We start from the raw sequence: 26,525 nt of genomic DNA, 5'->3' as shown, positions 1-26,525 counted from the left end.
GACGTATCGCGAATGAATTGGCTCCCACATTGGCACCGGAAAAGGAAGGCCCCGCATTGCGCGGGGCCCGGGTCTTCACTGGTTCTGCTTGGCGTCGGTGACGCCGGCGGTGTTGTTCAGCAGGCTGCCGGTGGCGGTCTGCAGGAAGGCTTCCAGGTACTTCTGCAGGCGCGGGTCGCTGTCGCCGGGGATGCGCTCGGCCTTGGCGTCGGCGCCCAGCTGGTACTGGTACAGGCGCGCCGGGAAGTCCTTAGGCTGGATCAGGATGCGGTCGCTGCTGACGATGGCCACGGTCTGGTCGCTGCCCGATGGTTTGATCACGCCGATGCCCGGATCGTCCGCCGGCAGGTTGAGCAGGTCGCGGCCCCAGCACTGGTGGCGTACGTCGCCGCCCAGGCGGCCCATGATGGTGGGCACGATGTCGATCTGGGTGGCGACCTTATGGCTCAGGCTGCCGAATTTCTCCTGCACGCCGGGGCCGACCAGCAGCAGCGGCACGTTGAAGCGGAACAGGTCCATCTCGGTGAGCTGTTTGTCGCTGCCGAAACCGTGGTCGCCCACCACCACGAACAGGGTGTCCTTGAAGTAGGGCTCCTGGCGCGCCTTGTCGAAGAACCGGCCCAGGGCCCAGTCGGCATAGCGCATGGCGGTCAGGTGCTCGTCATGGGCGCCGTGGCCGGTGACCTTCTCCACCGGCAGGTTTTCCGGCAGGGCGTAGGGCGTGTGGTTGGAAAGGGTCTGCAGCAGCGCGTAGAAGGGCTTGTCGGTGGGCATCTTCGCCAGTTCGGCGGCGCCACGGTCGAACATGTCCTGGTCGGACACGCCCCAGGTCTTGTCCATGAACACCGGGTTGACGAAGTCTTCGCGGCCGATGAAGCGGGTCATACCCTGGTTGCTGAAGAAGCCGGACTGGTTGTCCCACTGGAAATTGCCGTTGTAGACGTACAGGTCGTTGTAGTCACGGGCACTGAGCAGTTGCGGCAGGCCGGAGAACTTGTGCGCGCCCTCGGGGGTACGCATCAGGTATTCGAAGCTCGGCAGGTTGGGGAAGCAGGCCATGGTGGCGAACATGCCCTGGTGGGTGTGGGTGCCGTTGGAGAAGAAGCGATCGAACAGCAGGCCTTCCTGGGCCAGTTTGTCGAAGTAGGGGGTGATGCCGGCCTTGCTGCCCAGCGCGCCGACCCAGCGACCGGCGAAGCTTTCCATGAGGATCACCACCACGTTGCGGATCGGCAGGGTGTTCGCCGCCGGCGGGGTGAAGTCGCGACGGATGGCGGCGGTCTCGGCGTCCACCAGCCTGTCGTTGGGGGTGAGCAGCATCTGGCGCACGCTGGCCAGGGCTTCGTCCGGGGGCAGGGTGGCCTTCCAGGCATTGTCGCGGTGGGAGGAGAAGCTGCTCTTGGCGGCGTCCACCAGGGTCAGGGTGCCGTTCAGGCCGAGCTGGTTGGCGAACATTGAGTCGGTGGTGAAGGCGTCGCCCCAGCGCAGCGGCGGACCCTGGCGCAGATGGCCACGGACGGCGACCACGGCCACCACCAGGCAGATCATGAAGACCGCCAGGCGGCCAGGCCAGGGGGCGGTCCCGGGCACGGCCGGTTGGACGCCGGCGAAGCGCAGGCGCGGGCGGCTGAGCAGGTCCAGGCCGCGGAACATCAGGTAGAGCAGGGCGGTGGCCAGGGCCCAGGCGATCAGGTAGCGGCCAACCGGGAAACCGTTCCAGATCATGCTGGCGACCGTGCCCAGGTCTTCCTGCAGGTACTGGAACACCAGGCTGTTCAGGCGCTGGTGGAACTCGCGGTAGAAGTCCAGCTCGCTGATGCCGAGGAACAGGGTGAGGCTGGCGAAGCCGGTCAGCCAGAGCCGGTGCAGGCCGCGGGCGGCCATGGCGCGGACGCTGAGCAGGGACAGCAGCAGGGGGACGCAGGCGAACACCACCACGCGCAGGTCGAAGCGCAGGCCGTTGTAGAAGGCTTCGACGAAGACCGAGACCGGGCTGTCGCCGATCTGGTCGCTGTTGTAGACCAGCAGCGCGACCCGCAGCAGGCTGTACATCAGCAACAGCGCGCACGCGCTGAGCAGGGTGAAGGCGAGGTGGCTGTTGACGGTGGGGCGGTCCAGGTTGAATGAGGACTGCCGGGTGATCAGGGGTTCCTGTGCGGTCATGCGATCAAGCATCCATTAGGGCGGCTCAAGACGGGGCGGCGCCCTTGGAGCGAGGTACCGGGGGCAAGGTTGCCCGATGGCACGCTGGGTCCGGAGAGGTCCGCCGAAGGCGACGGACTTTGCCAGAGGAAATGTGAAGAAAACGTCGAGTGTGCGTTGCTGGCGCCCACACGGCGTGTCGGACTGTTTCGATGGCGGAGTAGGCCGTCGCCATCACCCCGGCAATGAGAGGCCGGCCAGCTTCTCCGGGTTGCGCACGATGTAGATGTTGCTGACCCGGCCCTGCCCGTCGTAGGCGAAGGTGACCGAGGCCGCGATGCGCTCGCCGCAGGCCAGGATCACCCCGCGTCCGCCGTTGAGGTCGGCGGGCAGCCAGCGGTAGTCGCTCCAGTATTCGCGCAGGGCGCCGCGGATGAAGTCCAGCACCGTGGCCTTGCCGTGCAGCACATGGCCGAGCGTCGGCACCTTGCCGCCGCCGTCGGCGGCCAGCGCCACGTCTTCTGCGAGCAGTGCGGTGAGTCCGGCGGTGGCGCCGCTGGCGATGGCGGCGTGGAAAGCCTCCAGCAGTCGATCCTGGCGCTCCGGCGGCGGTTGCTGGCGCACCCGGTCTTGGGCCAGGCCCTGGCGGGCGCGGGATACCAGCTTGCGACAGGCGGCCTCCTGCACGCCGATGGCGCGGGCCACGTCCGGGTAGTCCAGGTCGAAGATGTCGTGCAGCAGGTAGGCCGCCCGTTCCCGTGGTGTGAGGCGTTCCAGCAGCAGGAGGAATGCGGTGGACAGCGAGGCGGCGAGTTCCAGCCCGTGCTCGGGCGATTCCGTGGTGTCGCTGTGGATGGGTTCCGGCAGCCAGGTGCCGACGTACTCCACCCGCGCCCGGTGCGCCAGGCGCAACTGGTCGATGCAGTGGCGGGTGCACAGGGTGGTCAGCCAGGCGCGTGGGTTGTCCAGGCTGTCGAGGTCGGTTTCCCGCCACTTGAGAAAGGTGTCCTGCACCGCATCCTCGGCGTCGCTGCGCGAGCCGAGGATGCGGTAGGCCAGGTTGAGCAGGAAGCGGCGGCTGTCCTGGAAGACCGCCGTGGCGTCGGTTTCTCTCACGTCAGTGCCTCGAAATCTGGATGCGGTTCCAGAGGTTGATCATCGCCACGGTGGCGGTCAGCGCGCCGATCTCTACCTCACTGAAATGCTCGCGCAGGGCAATGCGCAGGGCAGCATAGTCGGTGCGGCGGTCGAGTTGGGTGAGGGCCTCGGTCCAGGCCAGGGCTGCCTTCTCGCGCGGGGTGAAGTCGTTGCAATGCTCCCAGACCAGCAGGCGGTCCAGGCGTTCGCTGGTTTCGCCGTCCTCGCGCGCCTCGCGGGTGTGCATCTTCACGCAAAACGCGCACTGGTTGAGCTGCGAGGCGCGCAGTTGCACCAGGTGGTGCAGGCTGCGCGGGAGTCCGAGGGCGTCAAGGTGGCTGTGTACCTCGCCCATCGCATCGATGACGGCGGGGATGACCTGCTGGTAGTTGAGGGGGCTGGCGGGCGTCATGGGCGGTTCCTCGTTCGGAGTTGGAAGGGGTGGCACCTTCACGACGAACCAGGGGGCGGGTTTGTGACGTGGCGTGGGCGTTTTCGTCGCGGATGCAATCCGGGGAAGGTCTGAGCATCGCTCCCGGATTGCATCCGGGTTACGAATTGCCCGCCAGCTGCGTAGGGCCGCAAGCCAGTCCAGGTTCCACGCGCGTGGATGCTGACTCGCGCTACGGCCGACGTTCGCGGATGGTGGCGGCTTCGCGGGTCACCAGGTCGATGAAGGCCAGCGCCGGGGGCGAGCGCTCCTCGTGACGGCGCACCAGCCAGACGGCGCTGGTGGCGCCGGGGTCGAGCAGGGTGCGGTAGACCACGCCGTCCACCCGGGTGCGGCGGAACGAGGCCGGCAGCACCGAGACGCCAAGGCCCGCCGAGACCAGGCCGATGATGGTCATGGCCTCGCTGGCTTCCTGGGCGATGCGCGGGGTGTAGCCGGCCTCGCGGGTGAGGGTGAGCAACTGGTTGTAGAGGCCGGTGCCGAAGGTGCGCGGGAAGAACACGAAGGGTTCCTCGGCCAGCGCCGCGAGGGCGAGGCCGTCCTCGCTGCCGGCGGCCAGGGGGTGGTCGGCGCGCAGCACGGCCACCAGGGGTTCGCTGAACAGCTCCACCGCCAGCAGCGTGTCCGGCAGGCTCATGGGGCGGATCACCCCGACCTGCACGTTGTCCTCCAGCAGCGCCTTGACCGTTTCCGCACTGCTGCCTTCGGTGAGTTCCAGGTGCACGTCCGGGTAGGCCTGACGGAAGGCATGGATGCTACGCGGAATGGTGGAGGTGAAGGGCGCGGACGAGGTGAACCCCACCTTCAGCTCGCCCAATTCGCCCCGGTGGGCGCGGCGCGCCAGTTGCACCGCCCTGTCCACCTGGAGCAGGACCTGGCGGGCTTCGTCAAGGAAGCGGCGGCCGGCCTCGGTCAGCTCCACCCGGCGGTTGGTGCGTTCCAGCAGGCGGGCGCCGACCTCTTCCTCCAGCGCCTGGATCTGCTGGCTCAGCGGTGGCTGCGAAATGCCCAGTTGCTCGGCCGCACGGCCGAAATGCAGCTCCTCGGCCACGGCGATGAAGTAGCGCAGATGTCTCAGTTCCATGGGTTGCCTATTGATATTTAGAACGTATCAAACGTGTCGAACAATATATTGGAGATAATAAAAGCCCGTCGATATCCTGTGCCTCATAACGTCCAACAACGAACTTTCCAGCCCCTGATCCAGGCGGCACGGCCTCGTTGTGCCTGCTCGCCGTAATCTCCCGAAGGTGCCCCGTGAGCAATCCCCAGGCAGTAGTGAAGAACGAAGACGAACCCGCGTTTAGCGCGGCGGCCGGTGCAGCAGCCAGTGAGCTGCCCGGCGCCGCCGCCAACGATCCCGAACTCCCGACCTACATCAGCAAGGGCACGCCGCAGTTCCGCCGCACGTCGCTGGCGCTGTTCTCCGGCGGCTTCGCCACCTTTGCCCTGTTGTACTGCATCCAGCCGATGATGCCGGTGCTGTCCGGGGCCTTTTCCATCTCCGCCGCCCAGAGCAGTCTGGCACTCTCGGTGTCCACCGCCATGCTCGCCCTCGGCCTGCTGGTGACCGGTCCGCTGTCCGACGCCATCGGCCGCAAGCCGGTGATGGTGGTGTCGCTGCTCGCCGCCGCGCTGTTCACCCTGGCCAGCGCCGCCATGCCGACCTGGGAAGGCGTGCTGCTGATGCGCGCCCTGGTGGGCCTGTCGCTGAGCGGCCTGGCGGCCGTGGCCATGACCTACCTGAGTGAGGAAATCCACCCGCACCACCTGGGCCTGTCCATGGGGCTGTACATCGGGGGTAACGCCATCGGCGGCATGAGCGGACGGCTGATCAGCGGCGTGCTGGTGGACTTCGTCTCCTGGCATGCGGCGCTGGCGGTCCTCGGTGGCCTGGCGCTGCTGGCCGGCCTGGTGTTCTGGCGCGTGTTGCCGGAGTCGAGGCACTTCCGCCCGACGCCACTCAGGCCCGCGACCCTGCTGGAAGGCTATCGCCTGCATTTGCGCGATGCCGGCATGCCCTGGCTGTTCCTCACCGGGTTCCTGCTGATGGGGGCCTTCGTCACCCTGTTCAACTACATCGGCTACCGCCTGTTGGCCGCGCCTTACCAGATGAGCCAGGCCCTGGTGGGGGTGCTTTCGGTGGTCTACCTCTCCGGTATCTACAGCTCGGCCTGGGTCGGTTCCCTGGCCGACCGGCTGGGCCGGCGCAAGGTGCTCTGGGCCTCGATCCTGCTGATGCTGGGCGGCATGGTCCTGACCCTGTTCAGCCCGCTGGGAGTGATCCTGGCCGGCCTGGCAGTCTTCACCTTCGGCTTCTTCGGCGCCCATTCGGTGGCCAGCAGCTGGATCGGCCGCCGTGCCCAGCACGCCAAGGGCCAGGCCTCGTCCCTCTACCTGTTCAGCTACTACCTCGGCTCCAGCCTGGCCGGCACCCTCGGCGGCCTGTTCTGGCACCACTTCGGCTGGCACGGTGTCGGCCTGTTCACCGGCGCACTGTTGCTGGCCGCGGTGGCCGTGGCCCTGCACCTGGCACGGCTGCCGGCCCTGCCCGGCACTATCGTCCAGCCGGCGCACTGAGCCTCCCCCGGGGCCGGAAACCGGCGCCGGGGTGCGACAACGCGCCTCCCGCAGGCTTATCCCGGTCGGCGCGGCGGGTGTGGCCGGGTGCTTCCGGACCACCCGATGAATCGGTCTACGAACGCCGCAACGGCACAGTGGACAGCCGGCTCCGAGGTGGGGCGGGCGCGCTGCTATAACTGAAATCCTTGGGGGATTCAGCGTGGAGGGCAGCGCCATGGGACGCCGCGCAATCCTGTTGCTGGTGCTGGTCTTGCCGAACGCCTGGGCCGGCGGGTACGGCGATGGTTACTACGGCGTCGGTCCCTACCTGGGAACCGTCTACACCCCGAGCCGGCCGCTGCAACCCTATGTGTCCCCACCGCCCCGTCCCTTCGCCGACCCGCCGCCGCAAGCTTTCGAGGGCGGGTCGAACTACCACCGGTTCCGCGATGCCCAGCTGCCCCGGGTGAGCAGCGAGGCGCCGCAGGTGCTGATTCGCACCTTCGACCCGGCGCTGGGGGTGTACCGGGACGTTGAGGTGCGGGATGGGGAGGGCAATCCGCCCACTTGCGAGGACGGCGAATACTGCAGCGAGTGAGCCGCGCTGGCGGCAAGGCGTATGCAGGGTAGGCTGGTACTGAGCCTGCGAAGCCCGGCGAGGTGCGGGGTGTTGGGCCTCGCTGCGCTCCGCGCCAACCTACGGCGCGCGAGAAAGTCCAGGTTTCGCGAACGTGGATGCTCGTTCGCAAGAGAACGCGTTCAGCCCTCCGCCACACCGCGCCGTCCGAATCGGCGCCGGTAGTCCGTGGGTGATAGCCCGACCATCCGGTTGAACACTTTCCTGAACGCCGCCGGGTCCTGGTAGCCCACCTCCCAGGCGATCTGGTCCACCGAGCGGTTGGTCAGTTCCAGCAGCTCGCGGGCCTTGGCCGCGCGCAGCTGCTGGCAGTATTCGGTGGGGCGCAGGCCGGTGGCCTGCTGGAAGCGGCGCAGGAAGGTGCGTTCGCCGAGGCCGGCCTGGCTGGCCATGGCTGCAAGGCTGACGTGGCGCGCGTCCTGCCGTTGCAGCCAGTGCTGGACCTTGAGTATCGCCTCGTCGCCGTGGGTGAGGTGCGGGGTGAAGCGGCGGAAGTACTGTTGCGAATGCCGGGTGAGGTCGAGCACCAGGAAGCGCGCGGTGTCGGCGGCGATGGTCGGACCCAACAGGCGGTCCACCAGGGCCAGGCCCAGGTCGGTCCAGGCCATCACGCCACCGGCAGTGATGATGTCGCCGTCGTCCACCACCAGCTTGTCGGCATCCACCTTCAGCTCCGGGTAACGCTCGCCGAGGTCCTTGGCCAGGCTCCAGTGGGTGGTCAGGGCGCGGCCGGCGAGCAGGCCGGTCTGCGCCAGGACGAAGGCACCGGCGCACACCGAGCTGAGTGTCGCCCCCGCCGCATGCTGGCGGCTGAGCCAGTCGGCGAAGGGTTGCAGGGCGTCGGCTGGCGGCAGGGCGCCCAGGCAGGGCGGCAGCACCACCACCGTGGGGCGGCCGTCGACGCCCGGATGGCTGTCGAAGGTGCTGTGGATTTCGCCATGCTCGCCGGCGCTCCAGTGGCGGACCCGCAGCACCGGCAGATCGGCGTCGGCGCGCTCGGCGGCCATGCGATTGGCCACCGCGAAGAGGTCGGAGAGACCATGGGCCGCCGCCAGCTGGGCGCCGGGATAGAGCAGGAGCGCAATCTCCAGCAGGGTCGTCATTGTCAGTTTTTCCTGCGATTTTGTCGGTCGCGCCGATCCTCATCCGGCGCGTGGAGGTTCACCTTAGGCCCCAGGTCCACACCCCACAACCCAAGGTGAACATCATGAGCAAGCAAGCCGTTATCGTCGTCGACATCCAGAACGATTACTTCCCGGGCGGCCGCTGGACCCTGCATGGCGTCGAGGCCGCGGCCGACAACGCCGCGCGGGTCATCGACGGTGCCCGCAGGGCCGGCGACCTGGTGGTGCATATCCGCCACGAGTTCCCCACCCAGGACGCGCCCTTCTTTCGTCCCGGCTCCGACGGCGCGCAGATCCATCCGAAGGTGGTCAATACCCCGGATGAGCACGTGGTGCTGAAGAACTTCATCAACTCCTTCCGCGAGACCGAGCTCAAGGCCGTGCTCGAGCGCAATGGCGTGGAGAAACTGACCATCGTCGGCAACATGAGCCACATGTGCGTCGACGGCATCACCCGCGCCGCCGTGGACTACGGTTACCAGGCCACCGTGATCCATGACGCCTGTGCCTCTCGGGACCTGGAATTCAACGGCAAGGTCGTTCCCGCCGAGCAGGTCCATGCCGCGTTCATGGCCGCCCTGGGCTTTGGCTATGCGCAGGTGGTGTCCACTGACGAATACCTCGCACGGCAGGGTGAGTGACCCGTCGCCGATGCGCGCGTGATCCCGTTCACCCCAGCTTGCCCGCGAGGAACTCGACGAACGCCCGGACCCGCGCCGACTGGCGCCGGTTGGCCGGGGACAGGGCGTGGATCGGCAGCGGCCTCGGGGTGAATCCGCGGAGCAGGGGGACGACCCGGCCCGCTGCCAGGTCGGCGCTGAACAGCCAGTCCGGCGACAGCGAAACCCCCAGCCCGGACAGCACCATTTCCCGTATCGCCTCCGAACTGTTGCTGCGCGCGTTGCCGCCGACCCGCACCGACTGCTCCCGGCCGTCGTGGCTGAAGGTCCAGGTGCCGGCATCCGGCAGACGGGTGAACACCAGGCAGTTGTGCCGGGCCAGGTCCTCGGGTGTTCGTGGCGTGCCATGGGCGTCCAGGTAGGTGGGGGCGGCCAGTACCAGCCGCCGCATCTGGCCCAGGTTGCGGGCGATCATGCCGCTGGCCGGCAGCTCGCCGATGCGCAGGCTGACGTCGATGCCTTCGCTCACCAGGTCTTCGTTGCGGTCGCTGAGCTGCAGTTCAAGGTTGACCTGCGGGTAGCGCCCGAGGAACTCGCCGAGAAAGGGGGCGATGCAGGTCCGGCCGAAGCTGACGGACGACGCCACCCGCAGCGTCCCGGCCACCTGTTCGCGGCCGGTCTGGAAGCTGAGCTCGGCGCTGTCCACCGCCGCGAGGATCTGCCGGCAGTGCTCGAAGTAGCGCTGGCCCTCGTCGGTGAGCGCCAGCCGGCGGGTGCTGCGGGCGATCAGCCGGCCGCCCAGGGCCGCTTCCAGCGCCTGCACCTGCTTGCTGATGGTCGGCTGGCTGCTGCCCAGTTCCCGCGCCACGGCGGAGAAGCTGCCGCTTTCGACCACCCGCACGAACACGGCCATTGCGCCGAGCTTGTCCATCATCGTCTCCATTCATGCGTGAATAGAATGGATGCTATGCCTTTTAGGCGTCTACCGGGAATGAGTCCTGGAGCCAAGAATGGCCTCCACATTCATCCTGGAGACCCCCGCCATGACGCTCGCCGACCGTGCCCTGCTGCTGGAAACCGTTGATGGTCCCTTTCGCCTCATCCATCCGCGCCGACCGCAACCAGCGCCCGGCCAAGTGCTGGTGCGCATCCACGCCAGCGGCGTGAATCCGCTGGACACCAAGATTCGCGCCGGCAAGGGCGCCCATGCCCGGCAGCCGCTACCGGCGGTGCTGGGCATGGACCTGGCCGGGGTGGTGGAGGCGGTGGGAGAGGGCGTCAGCGCCTTCCGGCCGGGCGACGCGGTCTACGGCATGGCCGGCGGCATCGGCGGCAACCCCGGAACCCTGGCCGATTACCAGGCGCTGGACGCCGACCTGCTGGCGAAGAAACCGGCCAACCTCGATATGCGCCAGGCGGCCGCCTTGCCTCTGGTGGCCATCACCGCCTGGGAGGGCCTGGTGGACCGGACCCGGGTGGCCGCCGGACAGCGCGTGCTGGTGCATGGCGGGGCGGGCGGCGTGGGTCACATGGCGGTGCAGATCGCCCGTGCCTTCGGCGCCGAGGTCTATGCCACCGGCTCCGCGCGGGACAAGGCGGTGATCGAAGGGTTCGGCGCCACCGCCATCGACTACCGCGGCACCCCGGTGGAGGACTACCTGGCGCGCCATACCGACGGCGAGGGCTTCGACATCGTCTACGACACGGTTGGCGGTGCCGTCCTGGATGCCTCCTTCCAAGCCGTGCGCCATTACACCGGCCATGCGCTCAGCGCCCTGGGCTGGGGCCAGCACGCACTGGCGCCGCTGTCCTTCCGGGGCGCCAGCTATTCGGGCGTGTTCACCCTGCTGCCGCTGCTGACCGGCAAGGGCCGCAAGCACCACGGCGAGATACTCGCCGCGGTGGCGCGGCTGGTGGAGGACGGCCGGTTGAAGGTGCGCCTGGACCCCAACCGGTTCAGCCTGGAACAGGCCCTGGACGCGCACCGGCTGGTGGCCGCCGGCGGCGCCCGGGGCAAGGTGGTGGTGGAGCTGGTCGAGCGTTGAGTTGGCCGGCGATCAGGCGGTGAAGCCGCCATCGGCGATGATTTCGGCGCCGCTGACGAAGGCGGCCCCCGGGCTGGCGAGGAAGGCCACCACATGGGCGATCTCCTCCGGCTTGCCGTAGCGGCCGATGGCGATGCCGGGGCCGACGATCTGGCTCACCGGGCCGCCGTCCGGGTTCATGTCGGTATCGGTGGGGCCGGGGTGCACGGTGTTCACCGTGATGCCGCGTGGGCCGAGGTCGCGCACCAGGCTGCGGTTGAAGCCGGCGATGGCCCCCTTGGTCAGGGTATAGAGCGAAGCGGTGGGAAAGGCCGCGTAGTGGGTCATCGACGAGCCGATGTGCACGACACGGCCACCCGCCGACATATGGCGAACGGCTTCCTGGGTGGCGACGAAGACACCGGTGACGTTCACCGCCAGCATGCGCTCGTAGGTTTCGAAGGCGATGTCCTCGATGGCGCCACCCAGGCCGAGACCGGCGTTGTTGACCAGGATGTCGAGACGGCCGAAGGCGCTGAGGGTTGCGGCGACGGCGGCGCGCACGGCCGCCGGGTCGCCGGCATCGGCCTGGATCGCCAGGGCGCGGCCGCCGGAGGCCTGGATGGCACGCACCACCTCGGCGGCCTTGTCGGGGGAGGCGCTGTAGGTGATGGCGACCGTGGCGCCGTCGGCGGCCAGACGCTTGGCGATAGCGGCGCCGATGGAACGGGAACCGCCGGTGACGAGGGCGGCCTTGCCGGCGAGGGGGAGGGGACTGGTCATGTTCGGGTGCTCCGGGTTGGTGTGGGGTGGTGTCACTATCTCCCGTGGATTGCTCATTGATTAGTCGGTAATGCCTTGAATGATTTTCAAGCGTTGATATAAGTTCGGCCGATGGAAACCCTCGCCAACCTGGAATCCTTCGTCCGCAGCGCGGAAGCCGGCAGCTTCTCGGCCGCCGCGCGACGCCTTGCCCTGACCCCGGCCGCGGTCAGCCGCAATGTCGCCATGCTGGAGCGCAACCTGGGCGTGCGCCTGTTCCAGCGTTCCACCCGCAAGCTCACCCTGACCGAAGCCGGCGAACGCTTCCTGGAAGCCATCGGCGGCAACCTGGAAGCGTTGCAGGCCGCCATCGTCGCGGTGCGTGGCGACCAGGACGAACCCGCCGGGGTGCTCAAGCTGAGCATGGCGCCGGGATTCGGCATGACCCACATCCTGCCGCTGTTGCCGGCCTTGCGCGCTCGCTACCCCGGCATACGGCCTGAGTGGCACCTGGAGAACCGGCCGGTGGACCTGATCGCCGAGGGCTACGACCTGGCGATCGGCGGCGGCTTCGAGCTGGCCCAGGGCGTGGTGGCGCGAACCCTGGCCCCGGCCCATGTGATCGCCGTGGCGGCGCCGGCCTATCTGGCGGGCCGCGAGCCGCCGGCCGACCCGGCGGCGCTGGCCGCGCTGGAGGGCATCGTCATGCGCTCCTCGCGCACCGGCCGTGTGCGCCACTGGACGATGCGCGACAACGCCGGCAACGAAATGGCCGCGCCACTGGCCGAAAGCATCCTGCTCAATGATCCCGCCGCCATGCGCGAAGCGGCCCTGCTGGGGCTTGGCGTGGCGCTGCTGGCGGTGCCCGACGTGCTGCCCTGGCTGGAGCGGGGCGATCTGCTGCGTCTGTTGCCCCAGTGGTATGCCGATGCCGGTACCATCGCACTGTATTACCCCAGTCGAAGCCTGCTGCCGGCCAAGACCCGCGCCTTCATTGACTTCCTTGTCGAACATGTTCGGCGGGAGGAGCTGGCCCGGCGCTTCGACGCCAGACTGGATACCTGACCTGTGTTGGAAAACGGCCGACAGGCCTGAACCGGAGTGCCCATGAACGAGCAAAACCTGCCACCCGAGTACCTGGAATTCGCCGAAGAACTGGCTGACGCCGCCGCCCGGGTGACCCTGACCTACTTCCGCCTGCCCCTGGAGGTGGAGAACAAGGAGGCGGAGCGCTTCGACCCGGTGACCCTGGCCGACAAAGGGGCCGAGCGGGCCATGCGCGACCTGATCGGCGCGCGCTACCCCGGCCACGGCGTGCTCGGCGAAGAGGAGGAGAACATCGCGGGCGAGGAACCCTGGACCTGGGTGCTGGACCCGGTGGACGGCACCCGTTCCTTCATCAGCGGCATCCCGCTCTGGGGCACCCTGATCGCCCTCAACGACGGCACCCGCCCGGTGCTGGGGGTGATGGACCAGCCCTTCACCCGCGAACGCTTCGTCGGCGACGGCAGTCGCGCACTGCTCAACGACCGGCCGATCCAGACCCGCGCCTGCGGCAAGCTGGCCGACGCCACCCTGATGGTCACCAGCCCGGAACATTTCCGTGAGCCGCCCTACCGCGACCTGTTCGAAAAACTCGCGGGGCACGTGCGGCTGGTGCGCTACAGCGGCGATTGCTACGCCTACTGCATGTTGGCCCTGGGGCTGGTGGACATCGTCCTCGATCCGGGCCTCAAGCCCTACGACATCCAGGCGCTGATGCCGATCATCCAGGGCGCCGGCGGCGTGGTCAGTTGCTGGGACGGTGGCGACGCGCAGCACGGCGGCGATGTCATCGCCTGTGGCGATGCGCGCCTGCATGGGCAAATCCTCGATCTGATGCGCGCGGGCGGATGACCTGTCCCCGCGAAAGCACCGGCCTGCCGTGGCGGAGCTGACCAGCGAAGCGTGCGTGAGGGCGACCACCGGGTAGGCTGGTGCGGGCCACGCGGGTGCCGAGCGAAGCGAGGCCCGACAGACACCCGGCGGCTACCGCGCACGTCGGGCTCCGCAGGTTCGGCGCCAACCCACCGGGAGTCGGCTTTCCCTGGCGCGCGAGCTCAACCGCTGCTCAATACACATCCCGCACATAACGCTTGTCCCGCGCCATGGCGCTGACATAGGCCTCGGCCTGGGCCGCGCTCATCCGTCCGTGTTCGCGCACCACGGCCTTGAGGGCGGCATCCACGTCGCGGGCCATGCGGCTGGCGTCGCCGCAGACGTAGAAGTGCGCGCCGTCTTCCAGCCAGCGCCAGAGTTCGGCGCCCTGTTCGAGCATGCGCTGCTGCACGTAGAGCTTTTCCGCCTGGTCGCGGGAGAAGGCGGTGTCCAGGCGGGTCAGGTGGCCGCTGGCGTGCCAGGCCTGCAGTTCTTCGCGGTAGTAGAAGTCCGCGGCTTCCCGCTGTTCGCCGAAGAACAGCCAGTTGCGGCCCTTGGCACCGGTTGCCTCGCGTTCCTGGAGGAAGGCGCGGAAGGGTGCGATGCCGGTGCCGGGGCCGACCATGATCATCGGTCGCTCGGGATCGGCCGGCACACGGAAGTGGGCGGACTTCTGGATGAAGATCGGCACCTCCCCGGCGGCGGCGCGGTCGGCGAGGAAGGCCGAGCAGACGCCGACGCGGTCACGCTCGCCGCATTGGTAGCGCAGCGTGGAAACGGTCAGGTGCACCTCCTGCGGGTGGGCCAGGGGGCTGGAGGCAATGGAGTAGAGGCGTGGTTGCAGGCGCTTGAGCCGGCCCAGCAGCTCGTCCGCGCCGACCCGCACCGGGAAGGCGCGCAGCAGGTCAGCCAGTTGCCGCCCCCACAGCCAGTCGTCCAGCTCGGCCTTGTTCGCCGGTTCCAGCAGACGCGCGAGTTCCGGGCTGGCGGAGCGCTCGGCGACGAAGCGCAGCAGCTCCGGGGTGATCCTGGCGATCTCGAAGTGCCGGGCCAGGGCACTGGCCAGGGGCAGGGCGCCCTGGTCGGCGAGTTCCACGACCTGATCGGCGTCCAGCGCCAGCGCAGCGAGGATTTCGTTCACCAGCGACGGGCAATTGCTCGGCCACACGCCCAGGGCGTCGCCGGCCTGGTAGCTGAGGCCGCTGTCCTTGAGGTCCAGCACCACCTGCCGGGTTTCCTTGGCCGAACCGGGGGCATTCAGCACCGGGTTGCGCAGCAGGCGGCTGGCCAGGGGACGCTGGCGGCTGTAGCCCGAGGCGGCGGCCGCGGCCGGCGCGCCGACGGTTTCCAGTGGCGGCTGTACCGGTGCGGCGCCGGTCAGGGCGGTGCGTACGCTGGACAGCCAGGCGTGCGTCGCGGCTTGGTAGTCCGGCTCGCAGTCCACCCGGGGCGCCAGGCGGCGGGCGCCGAGGGCTTCCAGGCGGGCATCCAGCTTGCGGCCGAAGCCGCAGAACTGACCGTAGTTGGAGTCGCCCAGGGCCAGCACGGCGAACGCCAGGCCGTCGAGGGACGGCGCGTCCTCGGCGCTCAGGGCGGCCCAGAACGCCATGCCGTTGTCCGGCGGATCGCCGTCGCCGAAGGTGCTGGCGATCAGCAGGGCGCGACCGGCGCCCGCCAGTTCGGCGGGCTGGACGCCGTCCAGGCAGCGCAGGTCGACGGCGTGGCCGTCGTTCCTGAGGGCGTCGGCGCAGGCGCTGGCGAAGGTTTCCGCATTGCCGGTCTGCGAGCACCAGAGCAGCAGCAGCGGCTTCTCCTGGCGGGCCGCCGGAGCGGGTGCGGAGTGGCTGTCGCGGCTGCGGGAGAACAGCCCGGCGAGCAGGCCGTCCAGCAGCAGGCGGGTGTCGGTGGCCAGCGGTGCGCTGGCCGGCAGCGTCGGGACGCCGCCGAGCGCGCGGCCTTCCTCGCTGCGCAGGCCGAGCAGGTAGCCCTGCAGGTAGCGCTGCTCGCTGGGTGCCAGGCTGAGGTCGGCGTTGGTCTCGAGGTTCAGCAGACGGGCGAAGGCATTGATCGGCATGTCGGCGGGTTCCTCCGAAGGACCGGTCGCGGCGCTGGCCGTGGCCGTCTCGACTTCTCGCAGGGGGATGAGCTGGGGGCTGGCCGGGGCGACGGGCGCCAGGGCGACGGCGCTGTACTTGAATTCCGGCTGCAGCGAAATCGGGTCGAGGGCGTCGCTGGTGAGGGCGTTGATCGCCAGGTCGTCGCCATAGCGGTCGTTCCAGTGGAAAGGCGCGAAGCAGTTGCCCGGCCGTACGCGGTCGGTCACCACGGCGGGCAGCACCGCGCGGCCACGCCGCGAGCGCACTTCCACCCGGCCCTGGTCGACGATGCCGAGGCGGCGGGCGTCCTCCGGGTGAATTTCCAGGAAGGGACCGGGGTTGAGCCGGTTCAGGGTGGCCACCTTGCCGGTCTTGGTCAGGGTGTGCCACTGGTGCTGCACGCGACCGGTGTTGAGCACCAGGGGGAATTCGTCGTCGGGCAGGTCCGCCGGCTCCAGGTGCGGGCGGGGGAAGAACACGGCCTTGCCATCCCCGGTGGCGAAGGTGATGGCCGGGCGGCTGCCGTCGGCAGGGTGCTTCGGCGACTGGCTGATGCCGTCGTTGAGGTAGCGGATGGGATTGCGCGCATTGGCCGGGCTGCCCGGCGCGCAGGGCCATTGCATTGGTCCCTGGCGCAGCAGCGCATGGCTGGCGCCACGGATGTCGTAGCCGGTGTCGGGGTTCCAGGCGCGCGTGATTTCGTCGAACACCTCGCTGGCGCTGGTGTAGCCGAAGGCCTCGGCGAAGCCCATGGCGCAGGCGACGCGGGCGATGATCTGCCAGTCCGGCAGGCTGTCGCCGGGGGCGTCCACCGCCTGTTGGGTCAGGGTCAGGTTGCGCTCGGAGTTGATCATCACGCCCTCCGCCTCGGCCCAGAGGGCGCCGGGCAGGAGGATGTCGGCGTAGCGGTTGGTCTCGGTGTCGAGGAAGGCGTCCTGGGTGATCACCAGCTCGGCGGCGCGCAGGCCTTCGATGACCCGGCGGCGGTTGGGCACGGTGGCCACCGGGTTGGTGCAGATGACCCAGCAGGCCTTGATGTCACCGGCGGCCATGGCCTCGAACAGGCCCAGGGTGCCGCTGCCGCCGTCCTGGCGCAGGTGGCCGCGCGGCAGTTGCCAGAGGTCCTCGATGAAGCGGCGGTCGGCCTCCACCTGCAGCGAGCGCTGGCCGGGCAGGCCGGGGCCCATGTAGCCCATTTCGCGGCCGCCCATGGCGTTGGGCTGGCCGGTGAGGGAGAAGGGGCCGCTGCCGGGGCGGCAGATGGCGCCGGTGGCCAGGTGCAGGTTGCACAGCGCATTGGTGTTCCAGGTGCCGTGGGTGCTCTGGTTCAGACCCATGGTCCAGCAGCTCATCCAGTCCCCGGCTTCGCCGATCCATTGCGCGGCGGTGCGGATGTCGGCCTCGGCCAGGCCCGTGATGGCGGCGACGCGCGCCGGGCTGTAATCCTCGAGGAAGGCCGGCATGGCCTCCCAGCCCTGGGTGTGGGCGGCGATGAAGGCCGGGTCGGTGTGGCCGTTCCGGTGCAGCAGGTGCAGCAGGCCGTTGAGCAGGGCGAGGTCGGTTCCCGGCTTGATCGGCAGGTAGAGGTCGGCCTTGTCGGCGGTGGCGGTGCGGCGCGGGTCGACCACGATCAACCGGGCCCCGGCCTTGACCCGGTCCAGCATGCGCAGGAAGAGGATCGGGTGGCAGTCGGCCATGTTGGCGCCGCTCACCAGGAACAGGTCGGCCTTGTCGAAATCCTCGTAGGAGCCGGGCGGGCCGTCGGCGCCCAGGGACAGCTTGTAGCCGCTGCCGGCGCTGGCCATGCACAGCCGCGAGTTGGATTCGATGTGGCGGGTGCGGATGAAGCCCTTGGCCAGCTTGTTGGCCAGGTACTGGGCCTCCAGGGACATCTGCCCGGAGACATAGAAGGCGATGGCGTCGGGGCCGTGGGCATCGAGCAGGGCACGCAGGCGGTCGGCGGTGTCCTGGATGGCCTGGTCGATGCCGGTGCGCACCGGGTCGCGGCTGCGCTCGTGGCGCAGGTAGGCGTGCTCCATGCGGCCGGAGTCGGTCAGCGGCTGGGCACAGGTGTTCCCCTTGGTGCAGAGGCGGCCGAGGTTGGTCGGGTGGGCCTTGTCGCCGCTCACCTTGACCACGCGGTTGTCCGCCACCTCCATGACGATGCCGCAACCGACGCCGCAATAGGGACACACGCTTCGTACTGTCTTGTTGGCCATATCCGTTTCCTGGAGCGCAAACGAAAAGGCGCCATGCCTCCCGCCGTCGAAACGGAGGGGGACACGGCGCCTTTGTCGTGGGTGGGCAATCGGCATTGATTGCCTGGTGAGGGGCATCGCAAGGCATATGCCAAGTCCGCCACGGCGGGCGCCAAGGCTTGGCGCGGCGGCGCTTGCAGGCATTTCCCGGGGGCCGCCGAGGTGCTGCCGGATGGCATCAGGATGGGGCGGGGGAGGTGCATGTCGCACCATTCTGGTTCTTTCACAGTGCTCCGTCGCGGGGGCCGCAGGCGGGCGGGGCCGGCACCGCGTCAATCGCTGCAGGCCGCGCCATTGCTGGGCCCAGGGGCCAACTGGGCAGGCCGCGCCGGCAAACTGGCACAGCCACTGCATGGGATCGGCCAGACCCGCCGTGCAGTGTGCGGCGGGCGGCCCGGTCGATCAAAGGCGATCACCGCACCGGGCTGACAGGTGCACCAGGCAGCGTGGCCCGGTGGCACCCATGAACGAACAGGCAAAGGCGCCTGGGGCGATAAGCCCCAGGCGCTTTTTTTTGCCCCGAGAAACCTGATTGGCTTGGGCTGGGTGCTACTTATGAACACTTCCACCTCTGATGTGCAGACGCTGATCGTCATCGGCAACGGCATGGTCGGCCACCACTGCGTCGAGCAACTGATCGAACGCGGCGCGCTGGACCGCTATCGCATCCAGGTCTTCAGCGAGGAGCCGCTGCGCGCTTACGACCGCGTGCACCTGTCGGAATACTTCGGCGGCCGCGACGCGGAATCCCTGGCTCTGGGCGCGGCCAGCCTCTATCAGACCCCGGGCGTGACCCTGCACCTGGGCGTGCCGGTGCTGGAGATCGACCGCGCGCGCCGCGAGGTGGTCACCGCCAATGGCTGCGTGGCCTACGACAAGCTGGTGCTGGCCACCGGTTCCTACCCCTTCGTGCCGCCCATCGAAGGTGCCGACGGCGACTCGCGCCTGGTCTACCGCACCCTGGCCGACCTCGACACCATCCGCGCGGCCGCCGTTGGTGCCCGCCGTGGCGTGGTGGTGGGTGGCGGTCTGCTCGGCCTGGAGGCGGCCAATGCCCTGAAGTCCCTGGGCCTGGATGCCCACGTGGTGGAATTCGCCCCACGCCTGATGCCGGTGCAACTGGACGACCAGGGCGGCCTGGCGCTCAAGGCGCGTATCGAGGCGCTGGGCGTCGGTGTGCACCTGTCGCGCGCCACCCAGTCGATCAGCGCCGGCGACGCCTATCGCTACCGGATGAACTTCGCCGACGGTGAATGCCTGGAAACCGACCTGATCGTCTTCTCCGCCGGTATCCGCCCGCAGGACGCCCTGGCCCGCCAGTGCGGCCTGGAGCTGGGGCCGCGCGGCGGTGTGGCCATCGACGGCCAGTGCCTGACGTCGGACGCGGACATTCACGCCATCGGCGAATGCGCCGCCTGGAACGGCAGCATCTTCGGCCTGGTCGCCCCCGGTTATCAGATGGCCCGCAGCGTCGCCGCGCAGCTCTGCGGCGAAGAAGCCGCCCCGTTCATCGGCGCCGACATGTCCACCAAGTTGAAGCTGCTGGGCGTGGACGTGGGCTCCATCGGCGATGCCCACGGCGCCTTGCCGGGCGCGCGCAGCTACCGCTTCATCGACGAAGCGACCTCCAGCTACCGCCGCCTGGTGGTTTCCGCCGATGGCAAGCAGGCCCTGGGGGCGGTGCTGGTGGGCGACAACAGCTACTACGACACCCTGCTGCAGTACGTGCAGAACGGCATCAAACTGCCGGCCGATCCTGCCAGCCTGATTCTCCCGGCGGGCGAGGGCGCGCCGGCCCTGGGCGCCGATGCGCTGCCGGACAGCGCCACCATCTGTTCCTGCCACAACGTCAGCAAGGGCGCCATCTGCTCCGCCATCGATTCCGGCTGCAGCGACGTGGCGGGGGTCAAGGCCTGCACCAAGGCGGCCACCGGCTGCGGCGGCTGCGCGGCGCTGCTCAAGCAGGTGGTGGAGCATGAGCTGTCCGCCCGTGGCGTGGCGGTGGACAAGAGCCTCTGCGAACACTTCGCCTACACCCGCCAGGAGCTTTATGCCCTGGTCCGCGTGGAAGGCATCGAGACCTTCGAGGAAATGCTCGCCAAGCATGGCCGTGGGCATGTCGGCTGCGAGATCTGCAAGCCGGCCATCGGCTCCATCCTCGCCTCCTGCTGGAACCGCCCGATCCAGGACCCCTGGCTGGTGCCGCTGCAGGACACCAACGACACCTTCATGGCCAACATGCAGAAGAACGGCACCTATTCGGTGGTGCCGCGCATTCCCGGTGGCGAGATCACCCCGGAGGGGCTGATCGCCATCGGCCAGGTGGCGCAGAAGTACAACCTCTACACCAAGATCACCGGCGGCCAGCGCATCGACCTGTTCGGCGCCCAACTGCACGAGCTGCCGGATATCTGGGGCGAGCTGATCGCCGCCGGCTTCGAGACCGGCCACGCCTACGGCAAGTCGACCCGTACGGTGAAGTCCTGCGTCGGCAGCACCTGGTGCCGCTACGGCGTGCAGGACAGCGTGAAGATGGCCCTGGACATCGAGCACCGCTACAAGGGCCTGCGCTCGCCGCACAAGCTGAAGTTCGCGGTATCCGGCTGCACCCGCGAATGCGCCGAGGCGCAGAGCAAGGACGTGGGCGTGATCGCCACCGAGAAGGGCTGGAACCTCTACGTCTGCGGCAACGGCGGCATGCGCCCGCGCCACGCCGAGCTGTTCGCCACCGACCTGGATGACGCGACCCTGATCCGCTACATCGACCGTTTCCTGATGTTCTACATCCGCACCGCCGACAAGCTGCAGCGCACCTCGGTCTGGCGCGAGAGCCTGGAGGGCGGCCTGGACTACCTCAAGGCGGTGATCATCGACGACAGCCTGGGGCTGGGCGCCGAACTGGAAGCCCAGATGCAACTGGTGGTGGACCGCTACGAATGCGAGTGGGCCAACGCCATCGAGGACCCGGAGAAGCTCAAGCGCTTCCGCACCTTCGTCAACGACGCGAGCGGCGACCCGGATATCCATTTCGTCAAAGAACGTGGGCAGATCCGTCCGGCGCGGGCGTCCGAGCTCACCCTGATTCCCCTGGCCGAGGAGGTGGTCTGATGGCCCAGCACAGCGCGCAACGCATCGACGCATTGGCACAATGGCGAGCCCTCTGCTCGCGCGGCGACCTGGTGCCCAACTCGGGCGTGGTGGCCCGGGTGGACGGTGCCCAGGTGGCGCTCTTCTACCTCCCGGATGCGGAGGAAGGGCGGCAACTGTTCGCGGTGGACAACCACGACCCCCATGCCGGCGCCAACGTCATCGGTCGCGGCATCGTCGGTCACCTCGGCGGCAGCCTGGTGATCGCCTCGCCGCTGTACAAGCAGCATTACCGCCTGGAAGACGGCGCCTGCCTGGAGTACCCGGAACAGCGCCTGCGGGTCTGGCCGGTACGCCTGGTGGGGGATGTGGTGGAAATCGGCCTGGGTTGAGGCTGGAAGCCCGACGTTTCGGCGCTGGCCGGGGCGTCGGGCCTCACGGGGCTCAGGCCTCCCGCTGGCGGTGAGCCCGCGAGTACATGAGGTGGGCATCCATCAGCAGCGCCTCCATGCCCGACAGCACGGCTTCCCGGCGCAGGCGGCCGGCGGTGCTGCGGTCCTGGTCCAGGCGCAGGCGTTCGATCAGGCGCGAAACCTGTACCAGGCGATAGTCGCCCAACTGGCGGCAGGCCTCGGGGCTGGAGTCGGCGCGCACGTCCAGTACGTCATCGGAGAAGTCGTCCAGGGTCGGAAAACGGTGCGGGGTGTTCATGCCGTGGATTCCATGGGGCGGAAGAAGCGCGGAAAAACTACCCAGACGCCCTGTAGGCATTCAAGGCAGGCGCAATGTCCGAATTTTCGCGTTAGCGAGTAGGGATATTGTCGGGATAAGCCCTGAACATCACGGAAACGGCATTCCAGAGCCTTCAGCCGAGATCCAGCGCGCCTTGCCGGCAACAGCGCGCCAGGGCTTCTTCCAGCCGACGGTCGGGCATGGCGTGGGTGCGCAGGATGCTCGCGGTTCGCTCCACATAGTCGCGGGTGCTGCCGTAGTGGCCGCTGGCGCTGTCGAACACCTGGCGCAGCACGTGGTCCGGCAGGGCGCCGGCATAGCAGGAGAAGTTGCGCCGTAGCACGAAGCCCAAGGCCTGCACCTTGGCGCCTCCCTCCAGTTGGCAGCTGAGCCACTTCGGTTGATAGGCCGCATCGGGCATTTCCCGTTGCCAGAGGGCCAGCAGGTGTTCCCGCAGTTGGGTGTCCGGCAGGCGGTAGGCGAAACCGGCGCAGGAGCCGCCACGGTCCAGGCCGAGCACCAGCCCCGGGGTTTCCGGGGTGCCACGGTGGATCAGCGACCAGAGGTAGAGCCCGCGATGGTAGCCGTGGATGCGTGCCCGGCGGCTTTCCACCGTGGGGCATTCCGGACGCCAGATCAGCGAGCCATAGGCAAACAGCCAGACCGGCCCACCCCGATGCCGGGCCATGGTGGTATCCAGCGAGGCGAGCAATTCGGCCTGGGTCAGCTGCGCCGGCTGATCGAGCTGGGGCGGGTAGAGCGGGGGAGCGGGTTCGAATGAGCTGCCGGCCATGGAGTGACTGCTGACTGTGCTGAGGATTCGGGCCGCCTTCCGGGCCCGTCGCCTGTTGTATCAGGTAGCGGGCTCCGGGCGAACTGACAGTCGTCGAATTTCCCACGGATTGCGCCGCCAGGAGCTGATCGATGAGCGAAAGGGAGGGTTGTATCGGTGTTGGCTGTCGCAGTGCCGGATGAAGGTCCAGGTAAGCGGTTTCAGGACGCCGTACGAGGCCATCCGGCAGAGGGCAGGTCGACACCTTTTGTTGCAAGGAAACGGGTCACACTGTCATGAAATGCGAAGAAATTGGCGTGAAATGCGAACTCGTTTGGGGCATCGGCGCCTAGGCTTTCCGCCAGTCAAAAAGGGGGGGAAGAACCGGCAGGGTTCACCCCGACAGTCGTGGAGTTTTCGTATGAAACCGCTTTTCGGATTTGCGCTGGCAGGCCTGGTTCTGCTCGGCACCGGCTGTTCCAGCCAGGTGACCCAGCCTGAGCAGTATTCGGGATTTCTGAGGGATTACTCGCAGCTCGAGGAAACCCTGTCCGCCAGCGGCGAGCCCGTGCTGCGCTGGACGGCGCCGGACTTCGACCCGCGTCGCTATGGTTCGCTCCTGGTGGAGAAACCGGTCTTCCATCCCGAGCAGGCCCCCAGCGACCGGATGAGCCAGCAGACCCTCGACCAGATCGCCACCTACATGCGCCTGGCCCTGCAGCGGGAACTGGTGGGCCAACTGCGTCTGGTGGGGACGCCTGAGGCGGATACCCTGGTGCTGCGCCCGTCCATTTCGGCGGTCGCGGTATCGACCGAGCACCTGAAGGCCTACGAGGTCATCCCGATCGCCCTGCTGGCCGCCGCCGCGACCACGGCCGCGGGAACGCGCGACCAGGAGGTGACCCTCTATGCCGAACTGGAGGCGGTGGACGCCGCCAGCGGCCAGCCGGTGGTGCGCATGGTGCGCAAGGGCCAGGGACTGAGCCTGGAAAACCGCAAGACGCCGCTGGTCCTCGACGATCTCAAGCCGGTGCTCGATGACTGGGCGCGGGACGCGCGCGACTTCAGGCCCTGACGGGCCGCCTGCCGATCAACCCTCCAAGGCCGGAACCGGCGCTCCGCCGGTTCGCCTCCGTGCGTGCCGAAACCGGGCTGCGCCGCGGAGCGGCCGTGATTCCGCAATGGCGACGGCGCCGCACCGCCGGCCCCCACGCGGTCCCCCCTGCCAAACAGGTAATGACATGCTCAGTGACGGGATTCTCGATTACTTCGCCCTAGGCCTGCTGTTCTTCGTCGTGATCGTACTGTTCTACGGGATCATCGTGATTCACGACATCCCCTACGAGATCGCCCGGCAGCGCAACCACCCTCACCAGGACGCCATCCATGCCGCCGGCTGGGTGAGCCTGTTCACCCTCCACGCCATCTGGCCGTTCCTGTGGATCTGGGCGATGTTGTATCGCGAGGACCGGGGCTGGGGCTTCGGTGCCCCGAAGGTCGACCTGGAGCGGCAACTGGCCGACCTGCAAGCCCGCCTGCAGCGCCTGGAAGGTCGGCGCCCTGCCGGCCAGGCGGAGGAGGCCTGAAGACATGGACCTGTTGCTGATTCTCACCTACACGGCCATCTGCGTCGCCGTCTTCAAGCTCTTCAAGATCCCGCTGAACAAGTGGAGCGTGCCCACCGCGGTGCTCGGCGGCGTGATCCTGATCGGTACGTTGATCTTCCTGATGAACTACAACCACCCCTACTCGGAAGTGGCGCGCAGCTACTTCGTGTCGACGCCGGTGATTCCCACCGTCAGCGGCCAGGTGGTGGAGGTGCCGGTGAAGACCAACCAGCCGCTGGAAAAGGGCGACGTGCTGTTCCGCATCGACCCGACACCCTTCGAGAACAGGCTGAAGTCGATCCAGGCGCAACTGGTGTCGGCCCGCGCCGACCAGGCCCGCGCCCGCGAACTGGCCGCGCGCAATGTTGGTAACCGCCGCGACGTGGACCTCACCACCGCGCGGGTGGACGACCTGCAGGCGCAGTTGAACATCGCCCGGTTCGAGCTGGACAACACCGTGGTGCGTGCTCCGAGCAAAGGCTTCGTCACCCATGTGTCGTTGCGTCCGGGGATGATGGCCACGCGTATGCCGATGCGGCCTTCCATGGTGTTCATCCCTGCCGAGGGGCATTACTTCGCGGCCTGGATGCGGCAGAACAGCCAGTTGCGCCTGACGCCCGGCGACGAGGCGGAAGTGGCCTTCGACGGGATTCCCGGCCAGGTGTTCAAGGGCACGGTGAAGCAGGTGATCGGCGTGATCGGCGAAGGTCAGGTGCAGCCGTCCGGCAACCTGCTGAGCTTCAGCGGCTCGCCGCCGCCGGGGCGGGTGCCGGTGATCATCGAGATCACCGACCCCGACTACGAGCGTTACGCCGCCCTGATGCCCGGTGGTGCCTATGGCCAGGCGGCGCTCTACAGCGAGCATTTCCACCATGTGGCGATCATGCGCAAGATCCTCCTGCGCATGGCGGCCTGGATGAACTACATCTTCCCCTTCCATTGAGTCAGGGGACCCGGTGGCACAGGGCGCGCAGCACGCCGCCATCGGCTTCGCGGATTGGCGGGCGCGGTGCCCGCCACGCCGGATGCGGGACGGTCACAGGAGGTATCCGAGCGTATCCGGACACATCGGCGGACGCCCTGATGGGCGATCCGCCTGTCTGGAGTAGAGAGGGAAACATGACCGGAAAATCCGACAACTCCGAGAACGCGGGCGCTCTGCCCAGGATGCGCCGCAAGGCCTACGAGGCAGAGTTGAAGAAGCTACACGTCGAACTGGTGAGGCTGCAGCGCTGGGTGGTGCAGCAGGGCATGAAGGTCTGCATCGTCTTCGAGGGACGGGATGGCGCCGGCAAGGGCGGCGTGATCAAGGCCCTCAGCGAACGCACCAGCTCTCGCATCTTCCGCACCGTCGCGCTGCCGACGCCGACCGAGCGGGAACGCTCGCAGATGTACGTGCAGCGCTACATCAGTCAGTTCCCGGCGGGCGGCGAAGTCGTGATCTTCGATCGCAGCTGGTACAACCGGGCGGGTGTCGAGCGCGTCATGGGCTTTTGCAGCGAAAAGGAGGTGCAGAAGTTCTTTGCCTTCACGCCGCTGTTCGAGCGCGCGGTGGTGGAGTCGGGAATCATCCTCCTGAAGTACTGGCTGGAAGTCGGGCCGGAAGAGCAGCAGCGCCGGCTCGAGGACCGCATCCACGACGGCCGCAAGACCTGGAAACTGTCGCCGATGGACATCAAGTCCTTCAACCACTGGGACGACTACACCCGCGCGCGGGACGAAATGTTCGTCGCCACCGACACCTCCTGGGCGCCGTGGTATGTCGCTCGCTCCGAGGACAAGCGTCGGGTTCGCCTCAACGTCATCCGCCACATTCTCGACCAGATTCCCTACCAGGACGTGCCGGATGAGCGGGAAGTGGAACTGCCGGAGCGCGGCAAACTGGGTGTGTACCAGTCCCCCGACTATCCCTTCCGGCATATCGCCGAGCCGTACTGAGTCAGCGGTTCCGCCGGTGACGATTGTCGAGTCGGTAGCCCGGATTGCACCCGGGCTACGATCTTACTTGTCCTGCGGTGCCGGTTGGAGGCGCATTGGGATGAAGCGGGGGAAGGAGGGCGGCTCGCTGCCGGGGCAGGAGCCGCGAAGGGGGTTAGAACAGCAGGTAGGCGCTGGCGCTGGTCTGGTCCAGCTCGATGTCGCCGACCTTCAGCACTTCCTGTTCCAGGCGCACGCCGAGGTTGCGGAATACATCCAGCTCGATGCCCAGGCCGTAGGTCAGGTCCATGTCGTTGCTGTCGCCGACGATATCCGCGTCGGCGTCCCAGGCATGTACGCCACCGCTGGCGAACAGGCGCAGACGGTCGCCTACCGGCACGCCGAGATGCACGGCGGCCTGGACGGAGTGGCCTTCGAAATCGCCGCGTTCGCCGTCGAACCTGCCCAGGTCTACCCAGGCGCCTTCCAGCGCCAGGTAAGGGTTGAGACGGTAGCCGACGTAGGCCTTGTAGCTGTTGTCGTCGTCGCTGAGGCTGTGCTCGTCGGTTTCCACCCGGGTCACGCCGCCGCCCAGATAGAGGCCGCGGTCATCCGCGACGGCGCTGAAGGTGCTGAGGGCGAAGAGGGCGGCTGCGAGCTGCTTGCTGAATCTCATCAGT

23 protein-coding genes are annotated in these 26,525 nt (G+C 68.2%); 12 read left to right on the top strand and 11 right to left on the bottom strand.

Translation table 11 applies throughout. From position 1 onward, the window contains the following. Window positions 1-75: 75 nt before the first annotated feature. The 4 genes from PJW05_RS19025 to PJW05_RS19010 form a co-directional block, all read right to left on the bottom strand. Window positions 76-2,163: an LTA synthase family protein gene (locus tag PJW05_RS19025; protein ID WP_271408527.1), complete on the bottom strand. Its 2,088-nt coding sequence runs from the start codon at window positions 2,161-2,163 to the stop codon at window positions 76-78. Between the two features lie 213 nt (window positions 2,164-2,376). Then, window positions 2,377-3,258 (bottom strand): RNA polymerase sigma factor SigJ, encoded by an 882-nt coding sequence (sigJ, locus tag PJW05_RS19020; protein ID WP_271408526.1) that lies wholly within the window; start codon window positions 3,256-3,258, stop codon window positions 2,377-2,379. Window position 3,259: 1 nt separating this feature from the next. Then, on the bottom strand, window positions 3,260-3,691 hold the full coding sequence (locus PJW05_RS19015; protein WP_271408525.1) for a carboxymuconolactone decarboxylase family protein: 432 nt from the start codon (window positions 3,689-3,691) through the stop codon (window positions 3,260-3,262). Between the two features lie 211 nt (window positions 3,692-3,902). Continuing rightward, on the bottom strand, window positions 3,903-4,814 hold the full coding sequence (locus PJW05_RS19010; protein ID WP_271408524.1) for a LysR family transcriptional regulator: 912 nt from the start codon (window positions 4,812-4,814) through the stop codon (window positions 3,903-3,905). Window positions 4,815-4,987: 173 nt separating this feature from the next. On the opposite strand from PJW05_RS19010, the gene PJW05_RS19005 reads away from it, so the two are divergent. Both PJW05_RS19005 and PJW05_RS19000 read left to right on the top strand, forming a co-directional pair. Continuing rightward, window positions 4,988-6,310 carry an MFS transporter gene (locus PJW05_RS19005; RefSeq protein ID WP_271408523.1) on the top strand — a complete coding sequence of 441 codons (1,323 nt, stop codon included), beginning with the start codon at window positions 4,988-4,990 and terminating at the stop codon, window positions 6,308-6,310. Window positions 6,311-6,527: 217 nt separating this feature from the next. After that, the gene (locus PJW05_RS19000) at window positions 6,528-6,890 is read left to right on the top strand and encodes a hypothetical protein (protein WP_271408522.1); all 363 of its coding nucleotides are present in this window, start codon (window positions 6,528-6,530) and stop codon (window positions 6,888-6,890) included. A 161-nt stretch (window positions 6,891-7,051) separates the two neighbouring features. Here the strand turns inward: PJW05_RS19000 and PJW05_RS18995 are convergent, their stop codons facing one another. Then, window positions 7,052-8,032: a GlxA family transcriptional regulator gene (locus tag PJW05_RS18995; RefSeq protein ID WP_271408521.1), complete on the bottom strand. Its 981-nt coding sequence runs from the start codon at window positions 8,030-8,032 to the stop codon at window positions 7,052-7,054. Window positions 8,033-8,136: 104 nt separating this feature from the next. Between PJW05_RS18995 and PJW05_RS18990 the strand changes: the two genes are divergently transcribed. Next, window positions 8,137-8,694, top strand: a complete 558-nt coding sequence (locus PJW05_RS18990; protein ID WP_271408520.1) for a cysteine hydrolase family protein — start codon at window positions 8,137-8,139, stop codon at window positions 8,692-8,694. 28 nt (window positions 8,695-8,722) lie between these two features. Here PJW05_RS18990 and PJW05_RS18985 read toward each other — a convergent pair whose 3' ends face one another. Then, window positions 8,723-9,604 (bottom strand): LysR family transcriptional regulator, encoded by an 882-nt coding sequence (locus PJW05_RS18985; protein WP_271408519.1) that lies wholly within the window; start codon window positions 9,602-9,604, stop codon window positions 8,723-8,725. A 79-nt stretch (window positions 9,605-9,683) separates the two neighbouring features. Between PJW05_RS18985 and PJW05_RS18980 the strand changes: the two genes are divergently transcribed. Further along, window positions 9,684-10,718: a zinc-dependent alcohol dehydrogenase family protein gene (locus PJW05_RS18980; protein WP_442969175.1), complete on the top strand. Its 1,035-nt coding sequence runs from the start codon at window positions 9,684-9,686 to the stop codon at window positions 10,716-10,718. Window positions 10,719-10,730: 12 nt separating this feature from the next. Here PJW05_RS18980 and PJW05_RS18975 read toward each other — a convergent pair whose 3' ends face one another. Then, window positions 10,731-11,480: an SDR family NAD(P)-dependent oxidoreductase gene (locus PJW05_RS18975; protein WP_271408518.1), complete on the bottom strand. Its 750-nt coding sequence runs from the start codon at window positions 11,478-11,480 to the stop codon at window positions 10,731-10,733. Between the two features lie 111 nt (window positions 11,481-11,591). Between PJW05_RS18975 and PJW05_RS18970 the strand changes: the two genes are divergently transcribed. Continuing rightward, window positions 11,592-12,524 (top strand): LysR family transcriptional regulator, encoded by a 933-nt coding sequence (locus PJW05_RS18970; RefSeq protein ID WP_271408517.1) that lies wholly within the window; start codon window positions 11,592-11,594, stop codon window positions 12,522-12,524. 42 nt (window positions 12,525-12,566) lie between these two features. Then, window positions 12,567-13,355, top strand: a complete 789-nt coding sequence (hisN, locus tag PJW05_RS18965; RefSeq protein ID WP_442969174.1) for a histidinol-phosphatase — start codon at window positions 12,567-12,569, stop codon at window positions 13,353-13,355. Window positions 13,356-13,569: 214 nt separating this feature from the next. Here the strand turns inward: hisN and PJW05_RS18960 are convergent, their stop codons facing one another. Continuing rightward, on the bottom strand, window positions 13,570-17,691 hold the full coding sequence (locus tag PJW05_RS18960; protein WP_271408515.1) for a sulfite reductase subunit alpha: 4,122 nt from the start codon (window positions 17,689-17,691) through the stop codon (window positions 13,570-13,572). Between the two features lie 594 nt (window positions 17,692-18,285). On the opposite strand from PJW05_RS18960, the gene nirB reads away from it, so the two are divergent. Both nirB and nirD read left to right on the top strand, forming a co-directional pair. Beyond that, window positions 18,286-20,838 carry a nitrite reductase large subunit NirB gene (nirB, locus tag PJW05_RS18955; RefSeq protein WP_271408514.1) on the top strand — a complete coding sequence of 851 codons (2,553 nt, stop codon included), beginning with the start codon at window positions 18,286-18,288 and terminating at the stop codon, window positions 20,836-20,838. Then, complete coding sequence (gene nirD, locus PJW05_RS18950; RefSeq protein WP_271408513.1) at window positions 20,838-21,209, top strand: nitrite reductase small subunit NirD; 372 nt, start codon at window positions 20,838-20,840, stop codon at window positions 21,207-21,209. Before nirB ends, nirD begins: the two co-directional genes overlap by 1 nt. Window positions 21,210-21,261: 52 nt before the next feature. Here the strand turns inward: nirD and PJW05_RS18945 are convergent, their stop codons facing one another. Both PJW05_RS18945 and PJW05_RS18940 read right to left on the bottom strand, forming a co-directional pair. After that, window positions 21,262-21,528 carry a hypothetical protein gene (locus tag PJW05_RS18945; RefSeq protein ID WP_271408512.1) on the bottom strand — a complete coding sequence of 89 codons (267 nt, stop codon included), beginning with the start codon at window positions 21,526-21,528 and terminating at the stop codon, window positions 21,262-21,264. A gap of 154 nt (window positions 21,529-21,682) precedes the next feature. After that, window positions 21,683-22,342, bottom strand: a complete 660-nt coding sequence (locus PJW05_RS18940; protein WP_271408511.1) for a gamma-glutamylcyclotransferase — start codon at window positions 22,340-22,342, stop codon at window positions 21,683-21,685. 400 nt (window positions 22,343-22,742) lie between these two features. On the opposite strand from PJW05_RS18940, the gene PJW05_RS18935 reads away from it, so the two are divergent. From PJW05_RS18935 to ppk2, 4 genes are all read left to right on the top strand, one after another. After that, window positions 22,743-23,396, top strand: a complete 654-nt coding sequence (locus tag PJW05_RS18935) for a DUF3313 domain-containing protein (RefSeq protein ID WP_271408510.1) — start codon at window positions 22,743-22,745, stop codon at window positions 23,394-23,396. A 181-nt stretch (window positions 23,397-23,577) separates the two neighbouring features. Beyond that, window positions 23,578-23,907: a DUF3302 domain-containing protein gene (locus PJW05_RS18930; protein ID WP_271412258.1), complete on the top strand. Its 330-nt coding sequence runs from the start codon at window positions 23,578-23,580 to the stop codon at window positions 23,905-23,907. A 4-nt stretch (window positions 23,908-23,911) separates the two neighbouring features. Further along, entirely contained in the window at window positions 23,912-24,871 is a 960-nt protein-coding gene (locus PJW05_RS18925; protein WP_271408509.1) for an HlyD family secretion protein, read from the top strand. Window positions 24,872-25,047: 176 nt separating this feature from the next. Beyond that, window positions 25,048-25,866, top strand: coding sequence for a polyphosphate kinase 2 (gene ppk2 / locus PJW05_RS18920; protein ID WP_271408508.1), 819 nt, complete (start codon window positions 25,048-25,050; stop codon window positions 25,864-25,866). Between the two features lie 154 nt (window positions 25,867-26,020). Here the strand turns inward: ppk2 and PJW05_RS18915 are convergent, their stop codons facing one another. Beyond that, window positions 26,021-26,521 carry an outer membrane beta-barrel protein gene (locus PJW05_RS18915; RefSeq protein ID WP_271408507.1) on the bottom strand — a complete coding sequence of 167 codons (501 nt, stop codon included), beginning with the start codon at window positions 26,519-26,521 and terminating at the stop codon, window positions 26,021-26,023. Between the last annotated feature and the right edge of the window lie 4 nt (window positions 26,522-26,525).

The sequence above is a fragment of the Pseudomonas sp. Q1-7 genome (genome assembly GCF_028010285.1).
In the GTDB taxonomy this organism is placed as follows: Bacteria; Pseudomonadota; Gammaproteobacteria; order Pseudomonadales; family Pseudomonadaceae; genus Metapseudomonas.
The sequence above is the reverse complement of the archived record's forward strand: the minus strand, read 5'-3'. Positions and strand labels throughout refer to the sequence as shown.